The sequence below is a fragment of the Ureibacillus sp. FSL W8-0352 genome, from assembly GCF_038004345.1.
GTDB lineage: Bacteria > Bacillota > Bacilli > Bacillales_A > Planococcaceae > Ureibacillus > Ureibacillus thermosphaericus.
In genome coordinates this window covers 2600563-2625022 of the sequence record NZ_JBBOQT010000001.1, presented here as the reverse complement: position 1 = coordinate 2625022, position 24460 = coordinate 2600563, and the positions used below count along the sequence as shown (strand labels likewise).

Annotated in this window: 21 protein-coding genes; 9 read left to right on the top strand and 12 right to left on the bottom strand. The window is 35.9% G+C overall.

The window, feature by feature from the left end:
* Positions 1 to 102 precede the first annotated feature (102 nt).
* Positions 103 to 1218 (bottom strand): IS4 family transposase, encoded by a 1116-nt coding sequence (locus NST98_RS13175; RefSeq protein ID WP_096549683.1) that lies wholly within the window; start codon positions 1216 to 1218, stop codon positions 103 to 105.
* Between the two features lie 188 nt (positions 1219 to 1406).
* Here NST98_RS13175 and NST98_RS13170 point away from each other — a divergent pair, with 188 nt between their 5' ends.
* A complete protein-coding gene (locus tag NST98_RS13170) occupies positions 1407 to 2126 on the top strand; it encodes a DUF6904 family protein (protein ID WP_340715303.1) in 720 nt (239 codons plus the stop codon).
* 81 nt (positions 2127 to 2207) lie between these two features.
* Here NST98_RS13170 and NST98_RS13165 read toward each other — a convergent pair whose 3' ends face one another.
* The 5 genes from NST98_RS13165 to NST98_RS13145 all read right to left on the bottom strand — a co-directional run bounded on the left by NST98_RS13165 (position 2208) and on the right by NST98_RS13145 (position 6876).
* Entirely contained in the window at positions 2208 to 2915 is a 708-nt protein-coding gene (locus NST98_RS13165; protein WP_016838514.1) for an ABC transporter ATP-binding protein, read from the bottom strand.
* Positions 2915 to 3691, bottom strand: a complete 777-nt coding sequence (locus NST98_RS13160; protein ID WP_016838513.1) for an ABC transporter ATP-binding protein — start codon at positions 3689 to 3691, stop codon at positions 2915 to 2917. The genes NST98_RS13165 and NST98_RS13160 overlap by 1 nt, the downstream gene beginning before the upstream one ends.
* Positions 3688 to 4626 carry a branched-chain amino acid ABC transporter permease gene (locus NST98_RS13155; protein WP_340715302.1) on the bottom strand — a complete coding sequence of 313 codons (939 nt, stop codon included), beginning with the start codon at positions 4624 to 4626 and terminating at the stop codon, positions 3688 to 3690. The genes NST98_RS13160 and NST98_RS13155 overlap by 4 nt, the downstream gene beginning before the upstream one ends.
* 12 nt (positions 4627 to 4638) lie before the next feature.
* Complete coding sequence (locus tag NST98_RS13150) at positions 4639 to 5514, bottom strand: branched-chain amino acid ABC transporter permease (protein ID WP_340715301.1); 876 nt, start codon at positions 5512 to 5514, stop codon at positions 4639 to 4641.
* Between the two features lie 132 nt (positions 5515 to 5646).
* Positions 5647 to 6876, bottom strand: a complete 1230-nt coding sequence (locus tag NST98_RS13145; RefSeq protein ID WP_016838510.1) for an ABC transporter substrate-binding protein — start codon at positions 6874 to 6876, stop codon at positions 5647 to 5649.
* Between the two features lie 468 nt (positions 6877 to 7344).
* Between NST98_RS13145 and NST98_RS13140 the strand changes: the two genes are divergently transcribed.
* Entirely contained in the window at positions 7345 to 8589 is a 1245-nt protein-coding gene (locus NST98_RS13140) for a sialidase (protein ID WP_340715300.1), read from the top strand.
* Positions 8590 to 8949: 360 nt separating this feature from the next.
* Positions 8950 to 9711 (top strand): peptidoglycan editing factor PgeF, encoded by a 762-nt coding sequence (gene pgeF, locus NST98_RS13135; RefSeq protein WP_340715299.1) that lies wholly within the window; start codon positions 8950 to 8952, stop codon positions 9709 to 9711.
* A gap of 47 nt (positions 9712 to 9758) precedes the next feature.
* Here the strand turns inward: pgeF and NST98_RS13130 are convergent, their stop codons facing one another.
* From NST98_RS13130 to NST98_RS13120, 3 genes are read right to left on the bottom strand one after another with little or no spacing between them, the layout of a single operon-like run.
* Complete coding sequence (locus tag NST98_RS13130; protein WP_340715298.1) at positions 9759 to 12944, bottom strand: efflux RND transporter permease subunit; 3186 nt, start codon at positions 12942 to 12944, stop codon at positions 9759 to 9761.
* 3 nt (positions 12945 to 12947) lie between these two features.
* The gene (locus NST98_RS13125; protein ID WP_340715297.1) at positions 12948 to 14324 is read right to left on the bottom strand and encodes an efflux RND transporter periplasmic adaptor subunit; all 1377 of its coding nucleotides are present in this window, start codon (positions 14322 to 14324) and stop codon (positions 12948 to 12950) included.
* Positions 14325 to 14370: 46 nt separating this feature from the next.
* Positions 14371 to 15852 carry a TolC family protein gene (locus tag NST98_RS13120; protein ID WP_096550038.1) on the bottom strand — a complete coding sequence of 494 codons (1482 nt, stop codon included), beginning with the start codon at positions 15850 to 15852 and terminating at the stop codon, positions 14371 to 14373.
* A 227-nt stretch (positions 15853 to 16079) separates the two neighbouring features.
* Between NST98_RS13120 and NST98_RS13115 the strand changes: the two genes are divergently transcribed.
* The 6 genes from NST98_RS13115 to NST98_RS17335 all read left to right on the top strand — a co-directional run bounded on the left by NST98_RS13115 (position 16080) and on the right by NST98_RS17335 (position 21923).
* Positions 16080 to 16979 carry a TetR/AcrR family transcriptional regulator gene (locus NST98_RS13115; RefSeq protein WP_340715296.1) on the top strand — a complete coding sequence of 300 codons (900 nt, stop codon included), beginning with the start codon at positions 16080 to 16082 and terminating at the stop codon, positions 16977 to 16979.
* A gap of 167 nt (positions 16980 to 17146) precedes the next feature.
* Positions 17147 to 18562 (top strand): LysM peptidoglycan-binding domain-containing protein, encoded by a 1416-nt coding sequence (locus NST98_RS13110; protein ID WP_340705491.1) that lies wholly within the window; start codon positions 17147 to 17149, stop codon positions 18560 to 18562.
* A 326-nt stretch (positions 18563 to 18888) separates the two neighbouring features.
* A complete protein-coding gene (locus tag NST98_RS13105; protein ID WP_340715295.1) occupies positions 18889 to 19977 on the top strand; it encodes a DUF1611 domain-containing protein in 1089 nt (362 codons plus the stop codon).
* Positions 19974 to 21116 (top strand): alanine/ornithine racemase family PLP-dependent enzyme, encoded by a 1143-nt coding sequence (locus NST98_RS13100; protein WP_340715294.1) that lies wholly within the window; start codon positions 19974 to 19976, stop codon positions 21114 to 21116. The genes NST98_RS13105 and NST98_RS13100 overlap by 4 nt, the downstream gene beginning before the upstream one ends.
* Positions 21117 to 21175: 59 nt before the next feature.
* Positions 21176 to 21466 (top strand): hypothetical protein, encoded by a 291-nt coding sequence (locus NST98_RS13095; RefSeq protein WP_340715293.1) that lies wholly within the window; start codon positions 21176 to 21178, stop codon positions 21464 to 21466.
* Between the two features lie 121 nt (positions 21467 to 21587).
* Positions 21588 to 21923 carry a DUF5658 family protein gene (locus NST98_RS17335; protein ID WP_445684045.1) on the top strand — a complete coding sequence of 112 codons (336 nt, stop codon included), beginning with the start codon at positions 21588 to 21590 and terminating at the stop codon, positions 21921 to 21923.
* Here the strand turns inward: NST98_RS17335 and NST98_RS13090 are convergent.
* From NST98_RS13090 to NST98_RS13080, 3 genes are all read right to left on the bottom strand, one after another.
* Positions 21920 to 22717 carry a nucleotidyltransferase domain-containing protein gene (locus NST98_RS13090; protein WP_208651208.1) on the bottom strand — a complete coding sequence of 266 codons (798 nt, stop codon included), beginning with the start codon at positions 22715 to 22717 and terminating at the stop codon, positions 21920 to 21922. The genes NST98_RS17335 and NST98_RS13090 overlap by 4 nt on opposite strands.
* An 86-nt stretch (positions 22718 to 22803) precedes the next feature.
* Positions 22804 to 23016 (bottom strand): DUF1540 domain-containing protein, encoded by a 213-nt coding sequence (locus NST98_RS13085; RefSeq protein WP_208651207.1) that lies wholly within the window; start codon positions 23014 to 23016, stop codon positions 22804 to 22806.
* A 306-nt stretch (positions 23017 to 23322) separates the two neighbouring features.
* Positions 23323 to 24309 carry an ABC transporter substrate-binding protein gene (locus tag NST98_RS13080; protein WP_340715292.1) on the bottom strand — a complete coding sequence of 329 codons (987 nt, stop codon included), beginning with the start codon at positions 24307 to 24309 and terminating at the stop codon, positions 23323 to 23325.
* Positions 24310 to 24460: the final 151 nt, after the last annotated feature.

Genomic DNA, 24460 nt, shown 5'->3' with positions numbered 1-24460 from the left:
TTTTGTGAATTTGTGCCAAAAAGACAAAACCTAAAGAAAGGTGGCACTGCCCATTTGGTAAATATATACAGTTAAACCAGAGCGACAACGACAAAAGGGAGATTATGGACTGGCTCGCCCATCAAATTTTCGCAACCAAACATAAGCTGGTTTCCACAGAGCTCTCTTTAACCAACGAGTAATTCGAAGTAGAGATTTCTTACTTTTCATCTCCAATTGAATGAGAACATGTAAGCAATACGTGATAAGGGCTAAGAAAATTTGATTTTGAATAGCTGTTTCACTCATTCCATAAAAGTGCTTAATTTCTACGTGTTGCTTGAGCCATTTGAAAAAGAGTTCAATAGCCCAGCGAGATCGGTAAATATCACTTATCTCTTCTGGTTTTAAATCAAATCGGTTGGTGATGAAACGAAGTAAGTTCCCTTTTGTGTCCATAACTTCTAGTAGACGAAAGACATTTTCAGTACGATTTTGTGTGGTACCAATGTAGACCATTTTATCGGATAGAACGTGACAATCATCAGGAAGTGAAAATGTATAGACTTCACGAATGACTGCGTTTTTCTTCAGTCTTGAAACGAAGAAATAGCCATCATCTGTCATCCGATCAAAACGTTCATAGTCCACATAACCGCGGTCAAACACATACATGGCTTCTTTATCATCCACTAGGACTTCGAGTTGATTTCGGTCATGTTCTTTTGCTGTCGTAATCACTGCTTTTTCAGGATAGACGGTGTCTTTATCCATGAAAACGAGCCGTAAGTGTAGCTTTACACCAGCTTTTGTTTTACGGAATTTTGCCCATTTATAATTGGTCAAATTCAACGGGAGTGTACTTGAATCAATGATTTTCAGTGGCATATTCTTTCCGGTTTTATAATGGTACCGTTGAATTTTCCAAACAAGATCCAAGAACAAATTTGCAAGAATTAGTGGGTTGATCTGATTGTTTTTTCGGGATAGCTGAGAGGCACTTATCGATTCAAATCCGAGTGCTTTTTGAAGATCTTCGTCTACAAGTGCATCACTCATTTCCTCTAAGCTCTTAAATTCGAGCAGCTGGGCTACCAATAAAAGTTTAATATAGGCTTCTGTTGTCAGCTTTTTTGTGTAATAGTCCTGTTTCAATTCTTTGACTTGTTCGCTAAGTTTTTGAATATTTATGGGTGAAACCCATTTACCAAATGATGAAATTAGTGTATTCTTGTCCATAACGTTTATCCTTTACGATTGGATTTGGACAGGAACCACCTGTACTTCCATTGTAAAGGATTTTTTTGTTTCGAAATCAATAAAAAATTGAACATTCTTAGTATTTTGAATCATCAGATTTAATTAGTGCAATGCTAGTGGTACAATATATGTAATAGATTTTGCGGACTAGAAAAGGTGGGATAAAAATGTTATCCATTCAAAGCACTGAACGTTTAACAGGGGGACGAATTAGTGGTGACTATTGGGATTTAGATGAGTTAATTAAGAATATCTACGAAGTTATTGGAGATGAAAATAGATATTATGATTACCGAGGTGCGAGACAACGTATATTAGGGGTTTGTCTTAAATTGCGGAAAGCAACTCAAGGAGAATGTAATATCGAGTTTGTAGCGAACGGCATCCATAAAGGAATTGAAAAGAAAAAAGACACGCTTGCTCCTGAAAAAAATGTATATTTCTCCGTTGAAATTTTATGGCCTGAATTAATTTTTACAGCACTCGCTTTAAACGACTTCATCGATTTATACAATGAATTTATAGACAATAATCCATGGAACCCACATACTACATCCATTCGAAAATTCCAATCTCTTGTTACGGAATGTTTAAAAGAACATTTGCCTGAAGAACATTACAATGTATTTATACACTTAATGTTATCAAAATCGCCTAAATACTTCCGTTATGCAACTCAATATGTAGATATTTTAAACTTAGAATATCTTAAGCTAACATTTGAAGAAAGAAAAAAGCATTTAGGTGCCTTTGCTATTCGATTAATGGTGGAAGATGATGAATACTTGGCTTTAAAGGATCAAATATTAGCCACTGCCAATATCACAAAACATGAAATTCATGAATTACCTCTTCAAATGAAATATCCTGAATATATTGAATGGTAATATTAGATTGCTATTCAGTCATAATGATAAAAAAAGACTGTACCGAAAAGTTTCTCTTCTCTTTTCGGACAGTCTTTTTTATTATACTCCTCCCAAATATGCCGCCTTTACTTCTTCACTTTCTTGAAGTTCCTTCGCTGTTCCTGACAATACAATTTTTCCAGTTTCGATAACATAAGCTCGGTCTGCTATCGATAAAGCCATATGAGCGTTTTGTTCAACAAGTAAAATAGTTGTTCCTTCTTTGTTGATTGTTTGAATAATTTCAAATATTTGTTGAACAATTAGTGGGGCAAGTCCCATTGAAGGCTCATCCAACAATAGTAAATTTGGTCTTGCCATAATCGCTCTTCCCATTGCCAACATCTGTTGTTCCCCACCGGATAAAGTACCGGACAATTGTTTTCTTCGTTCCTTTAATCTTGGAAATAGTTCAAATACATGGTCTAAATCTTTTTTGATTCCATCGCGATCTTTCCTAAGAAAAGCACCCAACTCCAAGTTTTCTTCTACTGACATATTCGCAAAAACCCTGCGTCCTTCCGGCACATGAGAAATACCACTTTTCACAATCGCTTGAGCTGGTTTGCCACCAATTTGTTGCATTTTGTACGTAATCGTACCTTGCTTTGGTTTCAGTAATCCAGATAACGTTTTCAACAAAGTAGTTTTTCCTGCGCCGTTTGCACCGATTAACGTAACAATCTCACCTTCATTAACTTCCAAGGAGATATTTTTTAATGCATGAATATTCCCGTAAAACACATCAATATTATTTACTTGTAGCATTAGTGTACGACCTCCTCACCAAGGTAAGCTTCAATTACCTTTGGATTGTTACGTATTTCTTCCGATGTTCCTTCAGCAATTAATTGACCATGGTCTAAAACGTAGATTCTTTCACAGATTCCCATTACTAGACTCATGTCATGCTCGATTAATAGAATTGTTAAATCAAATTCTTTTCGAATTAATGCAATTAAATCCATCAATTCTTGTGTTTCTTGTGGATTCATTCCCGCTGCAGGCTCGTCTAATAATAGAAGCTTTGGTCCAGCAGCTAACGCTCGAGCGATTTCTAGACGTCGTTGCATTCCATAAGGCAAGTTTTTCGCTAATTCATCTTTATAAACGTCTAGCTCAAAGATTTTTAAAAACTCAATAGACTCTTTCTCCATAGTTGCCTCGCCTTTAAAATGAGTTGGCAAACGCAAGATGGAAGAAAGGATTGAATGTTTCGCAAGTTGATGGTTTGCGATTTTTACGTTATCTAATACCGTTAAATCCTTAAATAATCGAATATTTTGGAATGTACGGCTGATTCCTTTATGCGATACTTGGTATGGTTTTAATCCCTTAATACTTTGACCATTAAAGGTAATTTCACCTTCTGTTGGTACATATACACCCGTTAACATGTTGAAGGTTGTGGTTTTCCCTGCTCCATTCGGTCCAATTAGTCCAACAAGTTCTCCTTTATTTAAATACATGTTGACATTTTGTACCGCTTTCAATCCACCAAATTGTATACCAATATTTTCTAATTTCAGAAGAGGATTACTCATGCTTCAGACCCCCCTCTATTTTTTACTTTAAATAAGTCTTTTAACTCTTTTGTTCCCATCAATCCTGTTGGACGATATAACATCACGATAATCAATACGACAGAGTAAATGATCATTCGCGTTTCTGGGAACGCTTGCAAGTATTGTGAAATTGCCGTTAAGAAAATAGCTGCCATGACAGAACCTGAAAGGCTTCCTAAACCGCCTAATACGATATAAATCAGAATTTCAAAAGATTTTAAGAAGTTGAATGCTGTTGGTTGAATAATATAGAAATTATGTGCATATAAAGCACCTGCTACCCCTGCAAAAAGGGAACCGATTACAAAGGCAACAACTTTATAATAAGTTGTATTGATTCCCATCGCGTCGGCTGCTATTTCATCTTCACGAATAGCTAAACAACCGCGTCCATGACGAGAGTTTATAAAATTAGAAATAACCATGATTGTAATAACCGCACCGACAAAAGCATATGTCCAAGTTGTAGCATGATTGACAACCATCCCTGCTGCTCCGCCAACATAATCAACATTCAAGAATACAATTCGAATAATCTCAGCAAATCCTAATGTAGCAATCGCTAAATAGTCTCCTTTAAGTCTTAAAGAAGGTACTCCGACTAGTAAACCTGCTACAGCGGCAACAATCCCCGCTAATATGATTCCCACAATAAATGGCAACCCTAGTTTCATTGTACAAATTGCACTAATATATGCGCCTACTGCCATAAAACCTGCATGACCAATGGAGAATTGCCCTGTGATTCCAATAACAATATGCAGACTGACTGCAAGTATAACGTTAATGCATATCGTAATGAGCATATTTTGGTAATAGATATCCAGCATTCCATTCATAAACATGACTTGTACAACTGCATAGACCACTATTGCAATTGCTAAATAAATCCAAAAGGCTTTTGATCTTTTCATTTCCCCAGTCACCTACACTTTCTCACGGATGTTTTTACCAAATAATCCTGCTGGTCTTAAAATCAAGATCAAGATCAAAATCACGAAAGCTGCTGCGTCGCGCCATAGCGAGAATCCTATAGCACTGACGATCGTTTCAATGATTCCTAAAATAAACCCTCCAACCATCGCTCCTGGAATGCTTCCAATTCCTCCTAATACAGCCGCAATGAAGGCTTTTAAACCAGGTAGAACGCCCATTAATGGGTCAATTCTTGTGTAATATGATCCGAAAATTACTCCTGCTGCACCTGCTAAAGCGGAACCAATTGCGAACGTTGCCGAAATTGTATTATCAACGTTAATACCCATTAGTCTCGCAGCATCTGCATCGTGAGAAACTGCACGCATCGCTTTACCAATTTTCGTTTTATGAACAATAAATTGTAAAAGAATCATCAAAATGATTGTAACTACAAGAATAAAAATAGTTTGAGAGTTTATATTCGCACCTAAGATATTAATATTTGTTTGCGGTAATACTTGAGGATAAGCCTCTGGTGTGGCTCCTCTAAAGAATATCATGGTGTACTCTATTAAGAACGATACCCCAATGGCTGTCGTTAACGCTGCAATTCGAGTTGCATTTCTTAAGCGCTTATAAGCAACCCTCTCGATGATCATACCAATGATTGAACAAACAACCATAGCTATAATTAACGCTGGAATGAAACCCATTTCCCAACGAGTGATGGCAAAAAAACCGATAAATGCGCCAAGCATGAAAACGTCTCCATGGGCGAAGTTAATTAATTTGATAATACCGTATACCATCGTATACCCCAACGCAATCAATGCATAAATACTTCCTAAGGAAATACCATTAATGAGTTGCTGCAACCAATCCATAAAGTCACACTCCTTTTATGAAGCAAATATTTTATCTGTCAATTCTTAAAAGTTCAGAACATTCAACTAATATTTGGAAATTTGGGATACGAACGGGAAAAGGGAGGCGGTGTGCCCCCCTTTCTTGTAAAATTAAGGTTCAATTTTAGTTTTAAATGTTTGTGTACCGTCTACATACTCTAAAATTGTTGCAGATTTCACCGCATTATGCTTTTCATCCACAGAGACTGTACCAGATACTAGCGAAATATTTTTTGTTGCAGCAAGCGCGTCTTTAATTGCTGCTCCATCCACAGATCCTGCACGCTCAATTGCATCTTTAATGAAGTAAACTGTATCATATCCAAGAGCGTGGAAAGCATTTGGTGATTCACCGTATTTATCATTAAATGCTTTTACGAAGTCTTGAATTTTTGGATCTGGGTCTTCAGATGAATAGTGGTTAATAATGAATGAGTTGTTTAAGTTTTCAGCACCAGCTAATTCAACTAATTTTGGAGAATCCCATCCGTCAGCACCCATTAATGGAACATCGATTCCTAATTCACGCGCTTGTTTAACAATTAAACCAACTTCTTCATAATATCCCGGAATAAAGATAAACTCTGGGTTTTTAGATTTAAGAGTTGTTAAAGTTGATTTGAAGTCTGTGTCTTTCGCTACATACGCTGCTTCCGCAACTACTTGTCCGCCATTTGCTTCAATTTGTTCTTTGAATGCAGCTGCTAAACCTTTCGCATAGTCCGAAGAGTTATCTGCAAAAATCGCTACATTTTTTACTCCAAGTTCATTTGTAGCAAAGTTTGCAGCAATTACTCCTTGGAATGGGTCGATAAAGCATGTACGGAATACATACTCGTTAATAGATCCATCTGCATTCTCAGTAACGTTTGGCGCAGTTCCTGAAGCTGTAACAAGCGGAATTTTATTGTCGTTCGCAATTTGAACTGTCGCAAGAACGTTACCACTTGTTGCAGGGCCAATCATTACGTTTACTTTTTCTTGAGTTGCTAATCTGATAGCAGCAGATGTTGCTTCCGCGTTTTCAGATTTATTGTCAACTTTGACAAATTCTATTTTCTTACCATTGATTCCACCGTTATTATTAATTTCTTCAATCGCAAGTTCTGCACCTTGTGCAATAGATGAACCATAAGAAGCAACAGCACCAGTAAGCTCAAGGTTTGCACCAATTTTAATTACATCGCTATCTCCACCGTTTGAAGAAGAACCATTGTCTGATGAAGAACTGCTTCCTTGGTCACCCCCAGATCCTCCACTACAACCAGCTAAAGCTCCCACAACTAAAGAAGATGCTAGAAAAAGAGAGGCAAATCTTTTAGTCTTTTTTGATTCCACCATGTAATACTCCCCCCATTTATTTAGATTTTGTAATAAAAACTAATTAGATATTAGATTTTTCAGAAAATAAAAACACTTATTTCAGAATATTAATTTCATAATTTTCTGAAAAGGGTTTCAATCCAATATCTATTTCAAATGTATTAGCTTTCTGTATTGTAAAACATTATTTTTATTTAGTCTAGTGTGATTTTTTTGGAAATTTAAATATTTCGCATTATACAAAATATTTAATTAATAATTAATTGATATTATTATCGATTCAAACTTTTAATATTATCAAATTTTTATATTTTTCCTTTACAAAATTTTCTATAAAAAATTATGAATTTTATCGTGATACTCCCAACCGTTCTCCTATTTCCATGCTTAAATTTTATGCGCCAAAAATACTATGCTCTTTTGAATCATTTGAGTCCCATTTTTTTTCTTTACGCATACACTATTCAAAGAAATGGAGGTATTCATATGAACATGTATAATGGCTATCCCTATTATTACGTATATGTTCCTGTAAATTATTACTACCCTCCCAATCCTTTATATGTACAACAAACACCGCAACAAAGACCAAGTGAGCAAGAATTGATACAACGTATTCGCACAGAGCATAGCAACTTATATACGCAGCTAGAGCAAGCTGGTGTAAATCCCCAAATGATTGATACCCTCATGCTTCTAACAATTTCGTACTTACGTAATCAACAAAATTTAAATCGCACTCCTACCCAAATTTATAATCAGTTCCAGCGTGATAATCCTTGGTTCCCACTTTTTATCCGTTCAATGAATTTCCCAGAAAGCACAGTAAATCGCATATTAATTCGAGCTATTGAATTGGCTTTAGCTTATATCCGCGGTGAACGACCGGCTACAGAACCTGGACCTAGGCCAGAAGAGGGTTGGTCCGATTGGGAAAGTTTAGGTGGAACATTATTAAGCGCTCCTAGTGTAAGTTCTTGGGGACCCAATCGATTAGACGTATTTGCAAGAGGTAGTGACAATGCGTTATACCATATTTGGTGGGATGGTAGCCGTTGGAGCAATTGGGAAAGCCTCGGAGGCGTATTAACATCCGCTCCTGGCTCTGTTTCTTGGGGTCCAAACCGAATTGACGTGTTTGTAAGAGGGACAGATGATGCCATGTACCATAAATGGTGGGATGGCACTCGCTGGAGCAGTTGGGAAAGTCTTGGAGGCACATTAACAAGCGGTCCTAGCGCATCTTCTCAACGTGAAAATCAATTAGATGTATTTGTAAGAGGCGCAGGAAATCGATTGTATAAGAGGACTTGGAACGGTTCTTATTGGGAACCTTGGGAAGATCTCGGAGGAAATTTAAATTCTGAACCAGCTGCGATTTCTTGGGGACCAAATCGAATAGATGTTTTTGCTAGAGGAGTAAATAATGATTTAATTCATAAATGGTGGGACGGAAACCGCTGGAGCGATTGGGAAAGCCTTGGCGGTACATTAACAAGTGCGCCAACCGTTTCTTCTAAGCGTCCAAACCATCTTGATGTCTTTATAAGAGGCGTAGGAAATCGATTGTTTAAGAGAACTTGGAATGGCACTCGTTGGGAACCATGGGTAAGCTTAGGCACTACTCAAATTACAAGCGCACCAGCAGCAGTATCTTGGGGACCAAATAGAACAGATGTATTTGCCAGAGGACAAAACAACGATTTAATTCATCGTTACCAAAGTAGTTAAATAAAATTAGGTTTGCTATACACCCTTTTAGGAAGATAAACATTTTCCTAATAGGGATTTTCTTTTTACTAGTTGTACATTTTGTAAATATTTTTACCAGTTTGACTATAATATTCTCCTATTATCACTTTTTTGAAGAATGAGTTTTTTCCAATTACTATCATTACATCTTTCTATCATTCTTTCTCCAGCTATTGGCTAATACGCTTTATTGCCCTTTATAATCTGAATTCTAAAATTGAAATTATTTCATACCATCACCCGATATTTTCTGTAACATAATTACATACTTTATGACTCAACTGAAAGAACAATATATAATAAAAATTACCATGCAGATCTGAGTCTAGGAGTGAAGACATGACAACAAAAATTTATTTCAATAACGAAAAATTTATTGCTGGCATCACGTTAAAAAATGAAAAAGAGTTAGAACAGCATAACATGGCCCTTCATGTTTGCGAAAATGAAGAAGATGTCATTCAAAATCGTCGAAAGCTTGCTGCATACGTCGGCTGCGATATCGAACAATTTGTTTGTGCCAATCAAACCCATAGCGATAACGTATATAAAGTTACAAAAAAAGATTGCGGACGGGGAGCACTTTCAAAAGATACTGCCATTCCAAATACCGATGCCCTTTATACAACAGAGTCCCACATCGTCCTTTGTACTTTTACAGCTGATTGCGTTCCAATTATTTTTTATAGTGAAAAAAGCGGCATTATAGGAGTGATTCATTCTGGTTGGCAAGGAACCGTGAAAGAGATAACTAGAAAAGTATTTGAAAACATTCAAAAGAACGAACAATGTGATATTAAAGATTTCCGTGTTCATCTCGGTAGTGCAATTAGCCAAGAAAAATTTGAAGTTGATGAAGATGTGTATGCTAAATTTAAAAATTTAGGATATGCAAATGAATTTATTTATTTTAACGAAGAAACGGGTAAATATCATATCGATAATCAACAAACGGTTAAAAAACAATGCGAACTTAGTGGTATACCGTCTGAACAGATTACCATTGACTCAACATGCACCTATAAGCATCCTCAAGGATTTTCTTATCGAGAAGATAAAAAGGCTGGACGTCATTTAAGTTTTATTATGAAAAAAGCATAAATAAAAAACAAAGCATACCTCTCTATCCGAGAGATATGCTTTTTTACTTACGTCAACTCTGGTTTTCCACCGATTGTTTCTAGCTCTTTTTCTACGACTTTATTTTTCGCTTTTCTGCGCTTGAAGATTCTTCTTTTCGGTTTACCAGTCTTATCTGAATCATCTTTGTTAAAGATGTTTTTCACTTTTTCTGATATGTTATCAATCACGACATACATAACTGGAACGAATACTAAAGTAAAGATTGTAGAAGAAGTTAATCCGAATACAACTACTACAGCCATTGGTTGTTGGTTTTCCGCACCTTCACCAATTGCAAGGGCTAGCGGAATCATCGCTAAAACCGTAGTGAGTGTTGTCATTAAAATTGGACGCATACGGCTTTTCCCTGCTTCTACAATAGCCTCCATTCGTTCCATTCCATTTCTTCTTAAAATGTTAATATATTCAACAAGTAAAATACCGTTGTTTACAACAATCCCTGCAAGCATAATTAGACCGATAAAACCTGGTAAACTTAACGGTAATCCTGAAATGAGTAGCCCTAATATTACCCCAATCACCATAGTAGGCATGGAGAACATGATGATAAATGGATAAGTAATGGATTCAAATTGAACAGCCATTACCATATATACAAGGAATATACCTAAAACTAATGCTAATCCTAATTGGACGAAAGATTCCATCATCGTTTCTACTTCTCCACCCATGGAAATTTCGTATCCATCAGGTAAATTGATTTGTTTCAATTTCTCTTCAATTTCTTTAGAAACCGTTCCTAAATCTCGTCCAATTACATCACTCGTTACGTTAATTGTACGCTCTTGATTATTTCGAGTAATTTGAGAAGGCCCTTGTACTGGCACTATTTCAGCAACTGCAGATAACGGGATATCTTCCCCTTCATTATTCCGAACGACAAATGTTTCTAGATCACGAACAGTCTCCGTTTTATCATCAGGTAAAGCAACCGTTACGTCGTATTCGTTACCATCTTCTTTATACCTAGTCGCCACTTGACCGTTAAACGCTACATTGATTTCATTCATAATTTGTTGGTAACTTAACCCAAAAGCAGAAGCCAGTTCACGATTTACAACCACTTGCAATTCTGGACTTCCTTCTTCAACCGAACTTTTCACATTCAATGTTCCATCGATATCCTCTAAAATCCAAACAACTTGCTGTCCTAAATCAGTTAATACATCTAAGTTATCCCCTGAAATCGAAAGCGAGATTGGTGAACCAGTGGACATCCCCTGGTTATTTTCCGATATAGTAATTTCTGCCCCAGGAATATCACTTACTAAATCGTTTAATTGAGCAATGAATTGATCAGTAGTAATATCCCTTTCCGATGAACTAACTAGTTCAATCATATAGGAAGCCACATTTTTACTTCCTGCAGTAATACCATTTGTAGTACCACCAATACTTACATAATTCACTTTAATTATATCTTCAAAGTTTTTTAACCGTTCATTAATTTCCTCTACGATAGATTCCGTTTCCTCTAACTTCGCACCGTTTTGCAACTGTGCAGTAATTGAAACTTGCCCGCTATCTGTTGCAGGCATTAGCTCCATACCCACAACTGGCATTAAAGCTAAACTTCCCACAAAAGCAGCAGTTACGATGGCAATAACTGTTTTCCTTCTACGTAAGGCCTTTTCTAGTACTTTTCCATAGAAATTTTTAATTTTGTTTAAAACACGATTGAAGAAGTATTGTCCATTATTCTCATCTACTGAGATTTGAACATTACGCATAAATTGCGTTGATAGCATTGGCACCAATGTCATGGCAGCTACTAGCGATGCTGTCAATGCAAATACAACCGTCAATGCTAACGGACGAAAAATTTGTGAAGCAAGCCCTTCTACGAATACGACTGGAACGAATACAGCTGCAGTCGTCAGTGTAGAGGCAATAACAGCAGGGCCTAATTCCGAAGCACCATGGTATGCTGCCTCTTTAATCGATAATCCTTCCGAACGCTTCTTGTATATGTTTTCTAATATAACGATGGAACTGTCAACCATCATCCCGATACCGAGAGCCAGTCCACCCATCGAAATAATATTTAATGTTTCTCCTGTGAAGTACATTAACGTAAATGTACTAATAATGGAAATCGGCATTGAAACGGCAATAACTAACGTCGCTTTTAGACTCCTTAAGAAGAGTAATAGGATGATTGCAGCGAGTGATCCCCCTACAATCATGTTATCTAGAACTGAGTCAATTGATGCAGTAATATACACCGACGTATCCATAATCGTTTTTACTTCTAATCCTCGTTCGGTATATTTTTCATTCAATTTCTCAATAACTTTTTTAACTTCTTCTGCAGTTTCAACGGTGTTCGCATCCGACTGTTTCATAATGGTGAAAATTAATGTATCTTTACCGTCCACTCTAGAAATTGACGATACTTCTTTAAATGTATCTTCGACATCCGCCACGTCTTTTACGCGAACGGTATCACCATTATTTAAAGTGATGAGCGTATTTTCAATATCACTAACGGATGTATATTCTCCAACAACGCGTAGTTGCACATCTTGATTTCCTTGTTCAACCGTTCCTGCCGAGATTGTACGATTCTCCGCTTGTAATGCAGCAATCACTTGTGAACCTGTTAGTCCATAGTTTTTCAGCATTGATTGATTCAAATTGATGCGAATTTCGCGTTCTTTTCCACCAACAATGGTAGCAGAGGCAACACCAGGCGCTCGTTCAATTGCCGGTTGAATATCACTTTCTGCAATATCTTGTAATTTTTCCAAATTATCTCCTGAGAGGCTTGCAGTCACTACAGGTGTCGCATTTGGATCAAGTCGCATTACCATCGGATCATTTGCACCATCTGGAAGCATCCCCGATATTTGATCGACTTTTTCTCTAACATCGATTAACGCATCATCAATATCCCGACCATAATCAAACATCATTAGTACTAGAGAAGCTCCTTGACTGGATACTGACTGAATTGTATCCATGCCTTCTACCGTACTTACAGCTGATTCAATCGGTTTTGAAATCAATTCTTCTATTTCTTGTGGAGCAGCTCCTTGATAACTTGTAGCAATAACCGCTATTGGCAAATCAATTTTCGGGAATAATTCTACCTTCAATTCCCTTAAAGAGATAAAGCCCAATAGAATAGCACAAATAACAAACATGATAACGCCGACTGGACGTTTAATTGAGGTGTTTACAAGTTTCAATGTCTACTCCTCCTCCATTATACGGACTTTATTTCCATCATCGAGGAGGTTCTGTCCACTGATTACAACTTGTTCGTTTTCTTTAAGTTCTCCCACGACAGCCACCAAATCTGTACTGTATTTGAGAATTTCTACTTCTCTTTGTTCTGCTTTTTCTTCTGAAACGATGAATACAACGGTTTTCCCTTCTTTTTGTACGATCGCTTCAACAGGAATAAGAAGCGAGTTGGCTTGTTTAATTTCTTCCACAATGACGGAAGCAATCATGCCTGGTCGAATTTTTTGTTCTTTATTATCGATATTAATATCAACAGTAAATAGTCCAAATCCTGAACTCACTGAAGAAACATAGGCAACATTTCCTTTAAATGTTCCTTCTAAACCGGCAACTTTCACATCTAATACATCCCCGACTTTGAAGGAAGATAGTTGGTTAGCCGTAATTTTCACACTTAATTTCACTGAATCTTTTGCTACAATCGTTGCAAATGGGTTGGCATTAGAAGCCATTTCCCCTACTTCCCCATTGATTTCTGTAATTTCTCCTGCAATCGTCGCTTTAATCACTTTATCATCTAAACGATCCTTAGCAGCATCTACAGCAAGTTGAGCTTGATCTACTTGTATTTGTGCCTGTTCCACTGCAATTTCCGCATCTTTCATGGAAGTTTGCGCCAGCTCCACATTGATTTGAGCTTGCTCTACAGCTACTTCTTGCATTCTAATGCCTTCATTTTCCGTTGTTTTTTTCGATAGTTCTGCTTGGTCTAAAGCAATTTTTGCGCTTCTCTCCGCATTTTGAGCATTTTCATAATCTTGTAGAGAAATCAAACCAGCTTCATATAAAGCTTTCATTCTGTCTAAGTTTCTTTTAGCTTGTTCCCAAGAATTTCGAGCATTTTGAATTTGAAAATCTAAATTTTTTAAATTCTCTTTTGCTTGTTGTAAAGAAGCTTCAGCTGATTTTAGTGAGGCCTGTGCTTGTTTATAACTGTTTTCAGCTCTTACCTTGCCATTTTGTGCGCTTTTCAAACTAGCCTGTGCTTGCTCTAAGCTTTTTTGCTGCTGTTCCATCGCATTTCTTTCAGCTGTATCATCAAGCTGGGCTAGAATATCGCCCTGCTTTACTTTATCTCCTTTTTTTACATAAATTGCTTTAATTTCTCCAACAGCTTTCGGTAAAACTGCAACCTCATTTTCAGGTAAGATGGTGCCCGATAACTCATTATCATCTGTTAAAGCACCGAAAGTCACTGTCGCAACTTTTACTGGTATTTCTGTTTCAGGAACCTCTGTTTCTTCTGTCGAATTATTACAACCTACTAATAGGATGATAGATGTTAACAATAGAAGGGTCCCTATTATTCCTTTCTTAGTCATCTATTTAAAGCCTCCTTAGCAAAGGAAAAATCCAAAGCCCTGATTATCAATTTCTAACAATAACACCTTTATCCATTAACTCTACTTGTTTTGTGAGTAAATAATATTGGTATTTGGCGTTGTTATAGTTAAATTCCGCTTGTTTTATACTTGTATTGGCTGCATCAAATTCTTGTTTTGAAAGTAAGCCTAAATTGTAGTAAAGCTGTGTATCAGCATAATCAGTTTTTGCTTGTTCTAGATCTTTTTTCGCTTCATTTAACGCTTCATATTGTTTTTGTACTTGATGGAAGGTATTTTTTATAGCCTTTTCTAATTCTACTTGAAGAGCTTCAATTTGCAATTTAGCTACCTCAACATCATTTTCAAGCATTTTTTCTCTTTCTCTTGTACGATTTTCTTCATCATCAAAATCATCTAATGCTTTTTCTTTAATTCGTAAATTTGTTCTTGCATTCACCATGTCAAAGCTATTTTTAATAAGTTCTTCTGTTGATTTTTCCTGTTTTATTAACGCCAATTCCCCTAAGTCCGGTCTTATCAATTTAAAATCTTCATCATATGTAATGCCAATTGTAGTAGCAAATACCGCCTTATCATGTTTAAGTTGCTTTTCAAGTTCAGCAATTTGCGTTTCTAAATCAGATATGTCTCTTTCTGTTTTTTCATAGTCTTTTCTCGATACTAATCCTAGTTCATAACGTGTTTTCATCCCGTTTAATTGGCTTTGTTGTACTTCGAGTGTATATTTCATAAAATCAATTTGCTCTTCAGTTAAAAGCAAGCTAATAAAATCTAATATGATTGGTAGCTTTAATTGTTCACGCATTTGCACACGGTTATTAAACATTTGAGTTCGTTGAATATCTAAAGTATCAAGCATGTTTTTATACTGATTCACTTGGAAATAGAGGTTGCTTAAATTGCTTTTTAGCACATTCAATTGCTCTTTTACTAATTCTCTTTGCTGATATTTTTCATATTCATCCACGTATTTCATGGCATTTTCCAAAAAATTGATTAAATATCTTATTTGTGTTTTAACGATTACATTATCAGAGTCTGAAGGATCGATATCTGGTTCAAGGTCTTCCGGATTGATGTCTAATAATTCTTCTAAAGATCGCTTGAGATTAGTTACTTCTTTCGCTAAATCAACTGTCACAGTATCTTTTGAAGTAGATTCTAAATACTTATTTAACTCTTCTATTTTTCTCTGAGTACTCTCATAAGAACTTTCTGCAACATCGAGAAGATCCTCATACATATCTTCTTGTAATTTTAAGTTTTCAATAGTATACTCCAACTCAATTAAAGAATAGTTACTGTTTAATCCATATCGAATCGCTTCTTCCAACGTTAACTCTTGGACTTTCACTTTTTCGACAAAAGATTTTTCTTCCTCTTTTTTGTTTTTCGTTTTTGCAAATACATGATCAGGAGAATTTGGAGCAGCGGCGACGACTGCTGGTGTAATACTACTTGCCGCAAGAGCGGCAGCTATACCAATAGTCAAACTTTTCTTCACAGGAAAAACCTCACTTTCTAATCATTTATTTTCTATATAAGACATCCACCATCTTCCAAAACAACCGTTAAGCGATAATCCATTTTATTTCCCTCAAACCATTTTATACCGATGGTTCAATTTTTACAACATTATTGCAAAAACTCTACGAGACATTGATATTTCAATTTTAATTATTTTATACTTATAGTATAAAATGTTGTTTTTCTTGCGGAAAGGGTGGCGAAATGAACAAACGTAAAAGGCAAATTATTCAAGCAGCTCGCGAATTATTTATTAAAAAAGGTTTCAACAATACATCCATTATGGATATTATTGAAGCTGCTAATATTTCCAAAGGAACATTCTACAATCATTTCACTTCTAAAAATGAATGCTTAATCGCTATTTTAGAAGAATCAAGAGAAGAGTTAGTCAATGCTCGCTATCAAATAGCTTCAAATAAAGATACCTCTGATATCAATTTACTAATTAATCAAATTGCTATGGGTTTTCATTTAAGTAGAAAACAAAATTTTAATGAAATCTTTTCAACAACCTTCGACTCCAATGATAAGGATATAAAAGAGATTATTGAAAATCATATGGTCATTGAAATAGATTGGTTAGCAAATCGTTTTGTCGATATTTATGGAGAGAAAATCCGTCCTATCTCTTACGAGTGCGCCATCCATACTTTTGCTATCATCGTATTTTCATTGCATTTTATTCATATCGCAACTGGGGTTAAAGTTGCACCTGAATCGATTATCAAAACAGCACTCAATCGCGTCATTGCCACTATTCCAAACATATTAGAAACTGGTGATGTCGTATTTAATGAAGAAATCGTACACGCTTTAAAATCAAAAGTTAATTCAAAAAAATTATCTAAAGACTTCATTGTCAAACAGCTTGAAGGATTTGTGAATCAATTAACTAAAAATGATTCAGAAAAAGGAGTAGAATTAGCCAATTATTTACTCGATGAATTGAAAAAGCCAGAAGAAAAATTATATGTTCTAGAAGCACTCATATCATCTTTTAATAGTGCATTTAATAACACATCACATCAAAAAGAGGCGAAAGAAATTTCAAATGCCATTTGGAATTATTTAAATTCAAAAAAACCAACTTCGTGCAATTAATGGATATAGGTAAATTTTCCCCTTAATTTAGTACGTTCCAATATAGAAGTAAGTTTCAAAAAAAAGAGAAAGTCTTCAAAAATGGAAGACTTTCTTTTTACTTAAGCATATGAATTAGCAGTGTGGAACATATAGTGCATTATAAGAATTAGGAAGGAGGTATTCGTCTGAGAATTCATGTCGTGCAACAAGGAGACACCATTTGGAAATTGGCAAGTATATATCACACAAGTATGAATGCCATTATCCAACTAAACCAACTTCCAAACCCCCGAGAATTACTCATAGGCCAAGCAATCGTGATTCCAGATACAACAACACCACACATCATTCAATTTGGAGAAACATTGTGGTCGATTGCAAGCAATTATGAAGTTTCCGTTCAAGCTATCCAACAAGCAAACCCTACCATCAATCCATATAATTTAATCCCCGGTACAACAATCTATATCCCTCCGCGCTTACACTTGGTTCAACTAGGAGAATCGATGTGGCAAATTGCAGCGTATTACGGAACAACGGCAGAATCCATTATTAAACAAAATGGTCTGCGTAATCCAGATAACATCTACCCAGGGATGGTGCTAATCATACCTAGACCGAAACCATCTATTGAAATCAACGCTTATTCATATCAACAAGATGAAGAAGGGGCAGAGTCTGTTAATGCAGTAGGTAATTTACTTACTTATTTCACACCTTTTTCTTATATGATTAAAGAGGATGGTACGTTAGAACCTTTTGCTGATGAATTAATGCTTAATGCTGCAAAATCTCAACAGGCTATACCGATGTTAGCCATCTCTAATTTTTCATCTACAAGCACTGGCTCGAACCTAGCCCATGTTGTTTTATCCAATCAAGAATTAAGGGAAAAATTAATCAACAGCTGCCTACAAGTAATGGAAGAAAAGGGTTACCGTGGATTGAATATCGATTTTGAGTATGTGCTTCCAGAAGATCGGGAGAATTATAATGAGTTTTTACAGCTGACAGTCAATCGCCTTCATGAAAGGGGATATTTCGTATCTACCGCGGTCGCACCAAAAACAAGCGATGAACAGGAAGGTTTACTATATACTGCCCATGACTATGAAGCTCATGGCCGTATAGTAGACTTTGTTATTCTAATGACTTATGAGTGGGGATGGAGGGGAGGTCCGCCACGAGCTATTTCTCCAATTAATCAAATAAGACGTGTAGTAGAGTATGCATTAACAGTTATACCTGCTCAAAAAATATTTTTAGGGTTTCAAATATATGCAAGAGATTGGAAAATTCCTCACGTAGAAGGGGCAATTGCCGAGACATTTAGTCCACAGGAAGCTATTCGCCGTGCAACCCGTTATAAATCTGAAATCTTTTATGACGAAAATGCTCAATCTCCATTTTTCAGATACGTGGATGAAAGTGGGCAAGCTCATGAAGTATGGTTTGAAGATGCAAGAAGCGCTCGAGCAAAATTTAATTTAGCGAAAGAATATAACTTACGGGGCATCAGCTATTGGGCTTTAGGTTATCCATTCCCACAAAACTGGGCATTATTAAACGATTATTTTGATATTATTAAATTGAATCGTTAACATACTTATTTGCAGTGCAAACGAAAAATGGATTGTTTGTGCTGCTATTTTTTATGGAGATTTAAGACATAAAGATTCAGTACAATTACAAAACTTCTAAACTATTAACCTAAATTTTGGGAAATTTCATGAATTTTGTTTCTTTTTTTTGCGTAAAAAAATAAATAATCTTATAATTAAGTTAATACTTTAACCCTTGGTTTAGTTAACAATTGAATATTTCACCTATCGAACATCTTTTACTTCATTGTATTGGACTCTACCATTACTTTAAGAAGCAACAAAGATGTTTTTTGTTTATTCTTCGGTAAATGGAGGGATTGTACATGAAGAAAATAGCAATTATTTATTGTGAAGGCCAATTTGGTTCAATGGATGGAAAAACCGCTAATGGTCTGATTCGTGAGCCAGGATATTATGGAATAACCGCAGTAATTGATAGTACAAAGAGTGGTTTGGATTCTGGTGAATATTTAGATGGTGTCAAAAATGGAATCCCTTTATGTAAAAACCTCGAAGAAGCATTAACAATTTCCAAAGAAAAACCAACAGATTTTATCCTCGGAATTGCCCCTAGCGATGCCTTTTTAAAAGATGAAGAAAGAGCCGTCATTTTAGAAGCGATGAAGGCTGGCTTAAACATCATTAACCCACTGCAAGAATTTCTAACTGAAGATGATGAAATGATGAATAATGCAAAAAAATATAACGTAACCATTCGCGATATTCGAAAGCCAAAACCGAAAAAAGAGTGGCATTTATTTACTGGTGGAATTTTAAAAATCAATACACCGATTATTGCAGTACTCGGTACAGATGGTGCTTGCGGAAAACGTACAACTGCGAAAGTGCTTGAAAAAGGTTTCAGAAACCGCGGATTCAATCCAATCTTTATTGCCACTGGACAAACAGGTTTAATTCAGGGTGCAGAGTATGGTTTTGCAATGGATGCTTTCCCGCTCCAATATTTAATTGGAGAATTGGAGGGGGAAATATTGCGTGCCCACAAAAATGAAAACCCTGACATTATCATTGTGGAAGGGCAAGGTGCGCTGAGCCACCCAGCCTATGCTAGCTCATGCGGTATTTTAAGAGGTGCAAGACCACAAGCAGTCATCTTGCAACATCCGCCAAAACGAAAAGTGTTAGGAGATTTTCCATTTATGCCAATGCCGGATGTTCAAGAAGAAATTAACTTAATTGAACATTATGGAAATACAAAAGTAATTGCTATTACATTAAATCACGAAAATATGACAGATGAGGAAATCGATCAAACAATTGTAGAATACGAAAATAAGTATCATTTACCTGTTAGCGATGTGTTGAAAAAAGGTGATGAAAAAATCATCAATGCAATCATTGACTTCTTCCCATCCTTAAAAAATAAGGATAAGGTCGTGAGTTCACTATGAAACTAAAACCCGTTCCTCGAATTGAAATCAATCTTGATAAAATTCAACACAACGTAATCGTTCTAAAACAATTATGCGAAGCAAAGGGGGTGGAAGTGACAGGGGTAGTCAAAGGCGTTTGTGCAGATTTGCAAATTGTCAATGCCTTTGTCCAAGCAGGGATTACGAGACTGGCCGTTTCAAAAACCATTCATTTAGAAAAGTTAAAAAAGGCGAAAATCAACGCAACCCTGATGATGCTTCGGACCCCTGGGATGTCGGAAGTTCCGAGTGTCGTCAAATATGCGGACATCAGCATGAACACTGAACTTACCATCATTCGTGCATTATCAGAAGAAGCTATTAAACAAGGAAAAATCCATAAAATTATGATTATGGTAGAAATGGGTGACCTTCGTGAAGGTGTCATGCCAAAAGATCTACCAGCATTTATTAATGAGGTAATAAAACTCCGAGGTATCGAAATTGTTGGTTTGGCAACAAATTTTGCTTGTTTTGGTGGCGTCATACCGACAGAAGACAAGATGCGAGAGTTCTCTTCTCTTGTTCAGCAAATTAGGCAACAATTCTCTTTACAACTCCCTATCGTATCAGGCGGAAACTCTGCAAATATTAAATGGCTAACGGAAACGAAAAATATTGGTGTAATCAATGATGTTCGTCTTGGTGAATCGATTCTATTAGGAAGAGAGACGACTAAAGGCGAAGTCATACCGAAACTTTATCAAGATACATTTAAATTTGTTGCAGAAGTAATAGAGGCGAAACAAAAACCTTCTGTCCCCTATGGTAATCGTGGCAAAAACGGCTTTGGTGAATCAATTGAATTCCATGAACAAGGTTGGATTAACCATATTCTCGTTGGAGTAGGAAGGCAAGATGTATCTGTTTCGGGCTTAACACCAACAATACCTGTGAAAATTCTTGGTTCAACCAGCGACCACATTGTGTTAGATGGAAAAAAAATACTTTTCAAACCTGGCGACGAGATAACTTTTATCCCCAACTATGGAGCGTTACTTTCCATTATGACCTCTCCATACATTCATAAAACTTATATTGAATTTAAAGGAAGTAAACATGAGAAACAAAACAATGTATACAGTATTTATAAACAAAAAATTATACCACGTCATTAGTTGACTTTTGGGATGCTACTTATTCACGAAGCATCCCAAATATATTGCCCCAAATGTTTATGCATCAATATAACCTCTCAATAAAACTTATTCTTTTCCTTCCTCCAATTAATGCTTTTCAATGTGATAAAAAAATCGCATCTTGCCATATTAAGATTAACTATCAAGAAAGGAGATCTAATATGGGAAGAGATAATAAACAAGGCCAAACCAATAATGCAAGTTCTTTGCCGCAAACACCAAAACAAGAAAAAATCTCTGCTAGAGCCGCGCAAGAAGAGTTTTCTCGTGAACTATCCCAATTAGAACAGTTAGTGTTGGAAAGAAAAAGAAACAAAAAAAATAAATAACATTGTATGGTGGAATTCACATCATAAAGCAAGGGAATTGCTTTTATCTATGTGAATTCCACTTTTTTTAGAAAGTTGCTTAAATGGTTATACTATTGAAAAAATCTATAAGGTGTATTGAATGAAAAGAAACAAGCAAATTTTTATATTGAGTTTATTGGTTGCAATCTTAAACATATTTGATGGTATAGCCACACATTATGGTTTAATGAATAATTTCATAAAAGAAATAAATCCTCTGATGAGATTCTTTTTTGAAGCAAATCCATATTTATTTCTAGGAATTAAATTCAGTCTTTCCGTATTCATATTTATTGTTTCTAATCTTGTTATTTTAAGATGCATAAAATCATTTCAACGGTTCTATCTTTATGCTTTAACAGGTATTTCAATCTTATATTCTGGACTTTTTTTCGTACATCTATATTGGTTATGGATGAGTAATTATAGTTTCTAGAATGCATCAAACTTCTCATTCCAAACTTCTCTTAATGTCTCACGAAATAGCTTATCTAACTGGACAGTTGGATCATTCTTTTCTCCATACAGATTTTTTATATAATCCTGCAATGAATACAATTCATGTTCGATATAATCATTGAATATTGGAATAGGCCGAATGGTTTCCCGTTTGTCGAAAACTTTAGATTTCACCAACTGCTCAATCTCATTTCTCAATTTACCATCAATCTTCATTTGTGAAAGCAAATGCTGAAAATGTATCGGTGGGATTTCATTGAACTGTTCAATCCATTTACAAGCGAACAATGAGCGCAAAGCGTATAAATAGCTTTTTACCTTCACATTCTCTCCTTGGAGAGATGCATAATTTTGTTTGGCAATTTGTATGTAATGTGAAAGCATCGATTTCGGATTAAAAACCTCATCCTCCAATAAGCGCAACTTAGAAATAAAGCTATATGGTTGTAAATAAATGGGGCTACTTCTCATCCATTCTAAAATAGAAGGATTACATTTTCGGAATAACCTTAAAGCTTTCGTAACTTCCCAACCGCTTATATCAAGATGATCGTGAATCGGTAACTCGATGACATCTCGTTTTTTTCCAATTCCTTGGGGATCGATTGTAAGATACCAGTCTACTGGATGGATATAAATAAAGCGAACATCATAATCACTTTCTTTTGAGGCAATTCCCCATGCTCTACTACCAGATTCAACAGCAAATAATACTTTTACATGATGACTGCGTTCAATTTGTTTCAGTTGATTGACAATGACTTCATACATTCATTACAGCTCCTCAAAAAATAAGGGACTAAAAAGATTAGTCCCCGCAATTTCTCAATGATTGGCCTGCCCATACTTCCGAAAGTCTACTTTTTAGGTCTAAACGTTTTACAGCAAGTTTCTTCTGATGATTTAGCCCTTTCCTCAATCTTTCGGAAGTCTACTTCTGAAGCAAACTCTGACGACTTATCTTTGGAATCTGAATCCGTATCAATTAAAATTTTCTCCGCACCACAGATATTTCCTTTTCTGTGGAAATAACAATTGGAGACGGTACAGTTTACTTCTACATTCGGCATAGCAATCCTCCTCATTGAGATAAAATGAGAAACAGCATTACTATTTCTCAAATTGTATTTTGCTCATTTTTTCAACCATTTATTTTGAAAAAAAAATAACTAAGAAGTAAATAATTGAATGGCATTATTTAAAGGGTGCAAAAAAAGTGTCTAGAAAGTCTAAACTTTCCAGACACTCTTATATAATCAACCTTTGCTCTTTGAGCTAGTTGAAACAAGTTTTACTATCCTCGTCGCAAAGTGCCGTTTCAAAATGGCTTTTTCAAACGACCACTTCTAAGTTTATACTTGGGATGTTATGGCAGATTAATTCGTTAATAATTTTTCTAAATCATCTAACATCAAGTTTGCTGAAATTACACCGCCGGCAGTGTTCCAAATTGCATCGCTCACTTCAAAAGCATTACCGTTTTTAACGGCATTTAGATTTTGCCATAGAGGATCACTTGTCCATTCCTTTGCTGTATTTAATGCCTCTTGATCTCCCTGTGGAGCATAAGTGAAGTAGAATAGGTAATCTGCATCCATTTTCGGAATCACTTCTTTTCCTACTTCAACAGCTAAATTGCCAAGTTTATTATCTGAAGTAAACAACTCTTCCTGATGAGCAGCACGCTTGAAACCTAATTCATTGAAAATAACCCCTGAGAATGAATCAGTGTAATAAATACGAGATTTTCCAGCCATAAAGCGAACAACAGAAATTTCTTTGTTCACTTTGTCACCAAGTTTTTCTTTCACGTCGGCAACGTGTTGATCGTAATGACCTAATACCTCATTTCCTTTTTCTTCGAGATTTAGCGCTTTAGCATATAACTTAAAGTTTTCTTTCCAATCACCACGTAAGGTTTCAGAAAAAACAGTAGGTGCAATGGCCTTTAATTGATCATAAATTTTTTCTTGGCGAAGCTTGTTCCCGATAATTAAATCAGGTTTTAACGAAGCAATTTTCTCCACATTTACTTCACTCTCAGTCCCAACAACTTCGACGCCTTCCATATCCTTGCTAATATGTTCATACCAAGGATCACCAAGCCAAGATTGAACCGCACCAACTGGCTTTACTCCTAGAGCCAATAACGCTTCGGTTCCTTCGTTTGTAAGAATAACAACTCTTTTTGGAGTACCTTTGATTTCTGTGGATCCCATTGCATGTTCAATTGTATACGTACTTTCTTCTGTCGTTTTTTGATCTGTTTTCTCAGTTGCTTTTTCTTCTTTGCCGCCACATGCCGCCAGCAATAAAACGGCTATAACAGAGAAAAGAAGCAAAAATGTTTTGAACAGTTTCACTTGTACTGTATCCTCCTTAACTAATTGTAAATGATAATCAATTTCAACAAGCTAATCATAAAGTAACCTATACACCTCTGTCAATATACAATTGAAAATGATTATCAAAGTCATTGACAGCTATGTTTAGTTGTATATAGACTTAAAATAA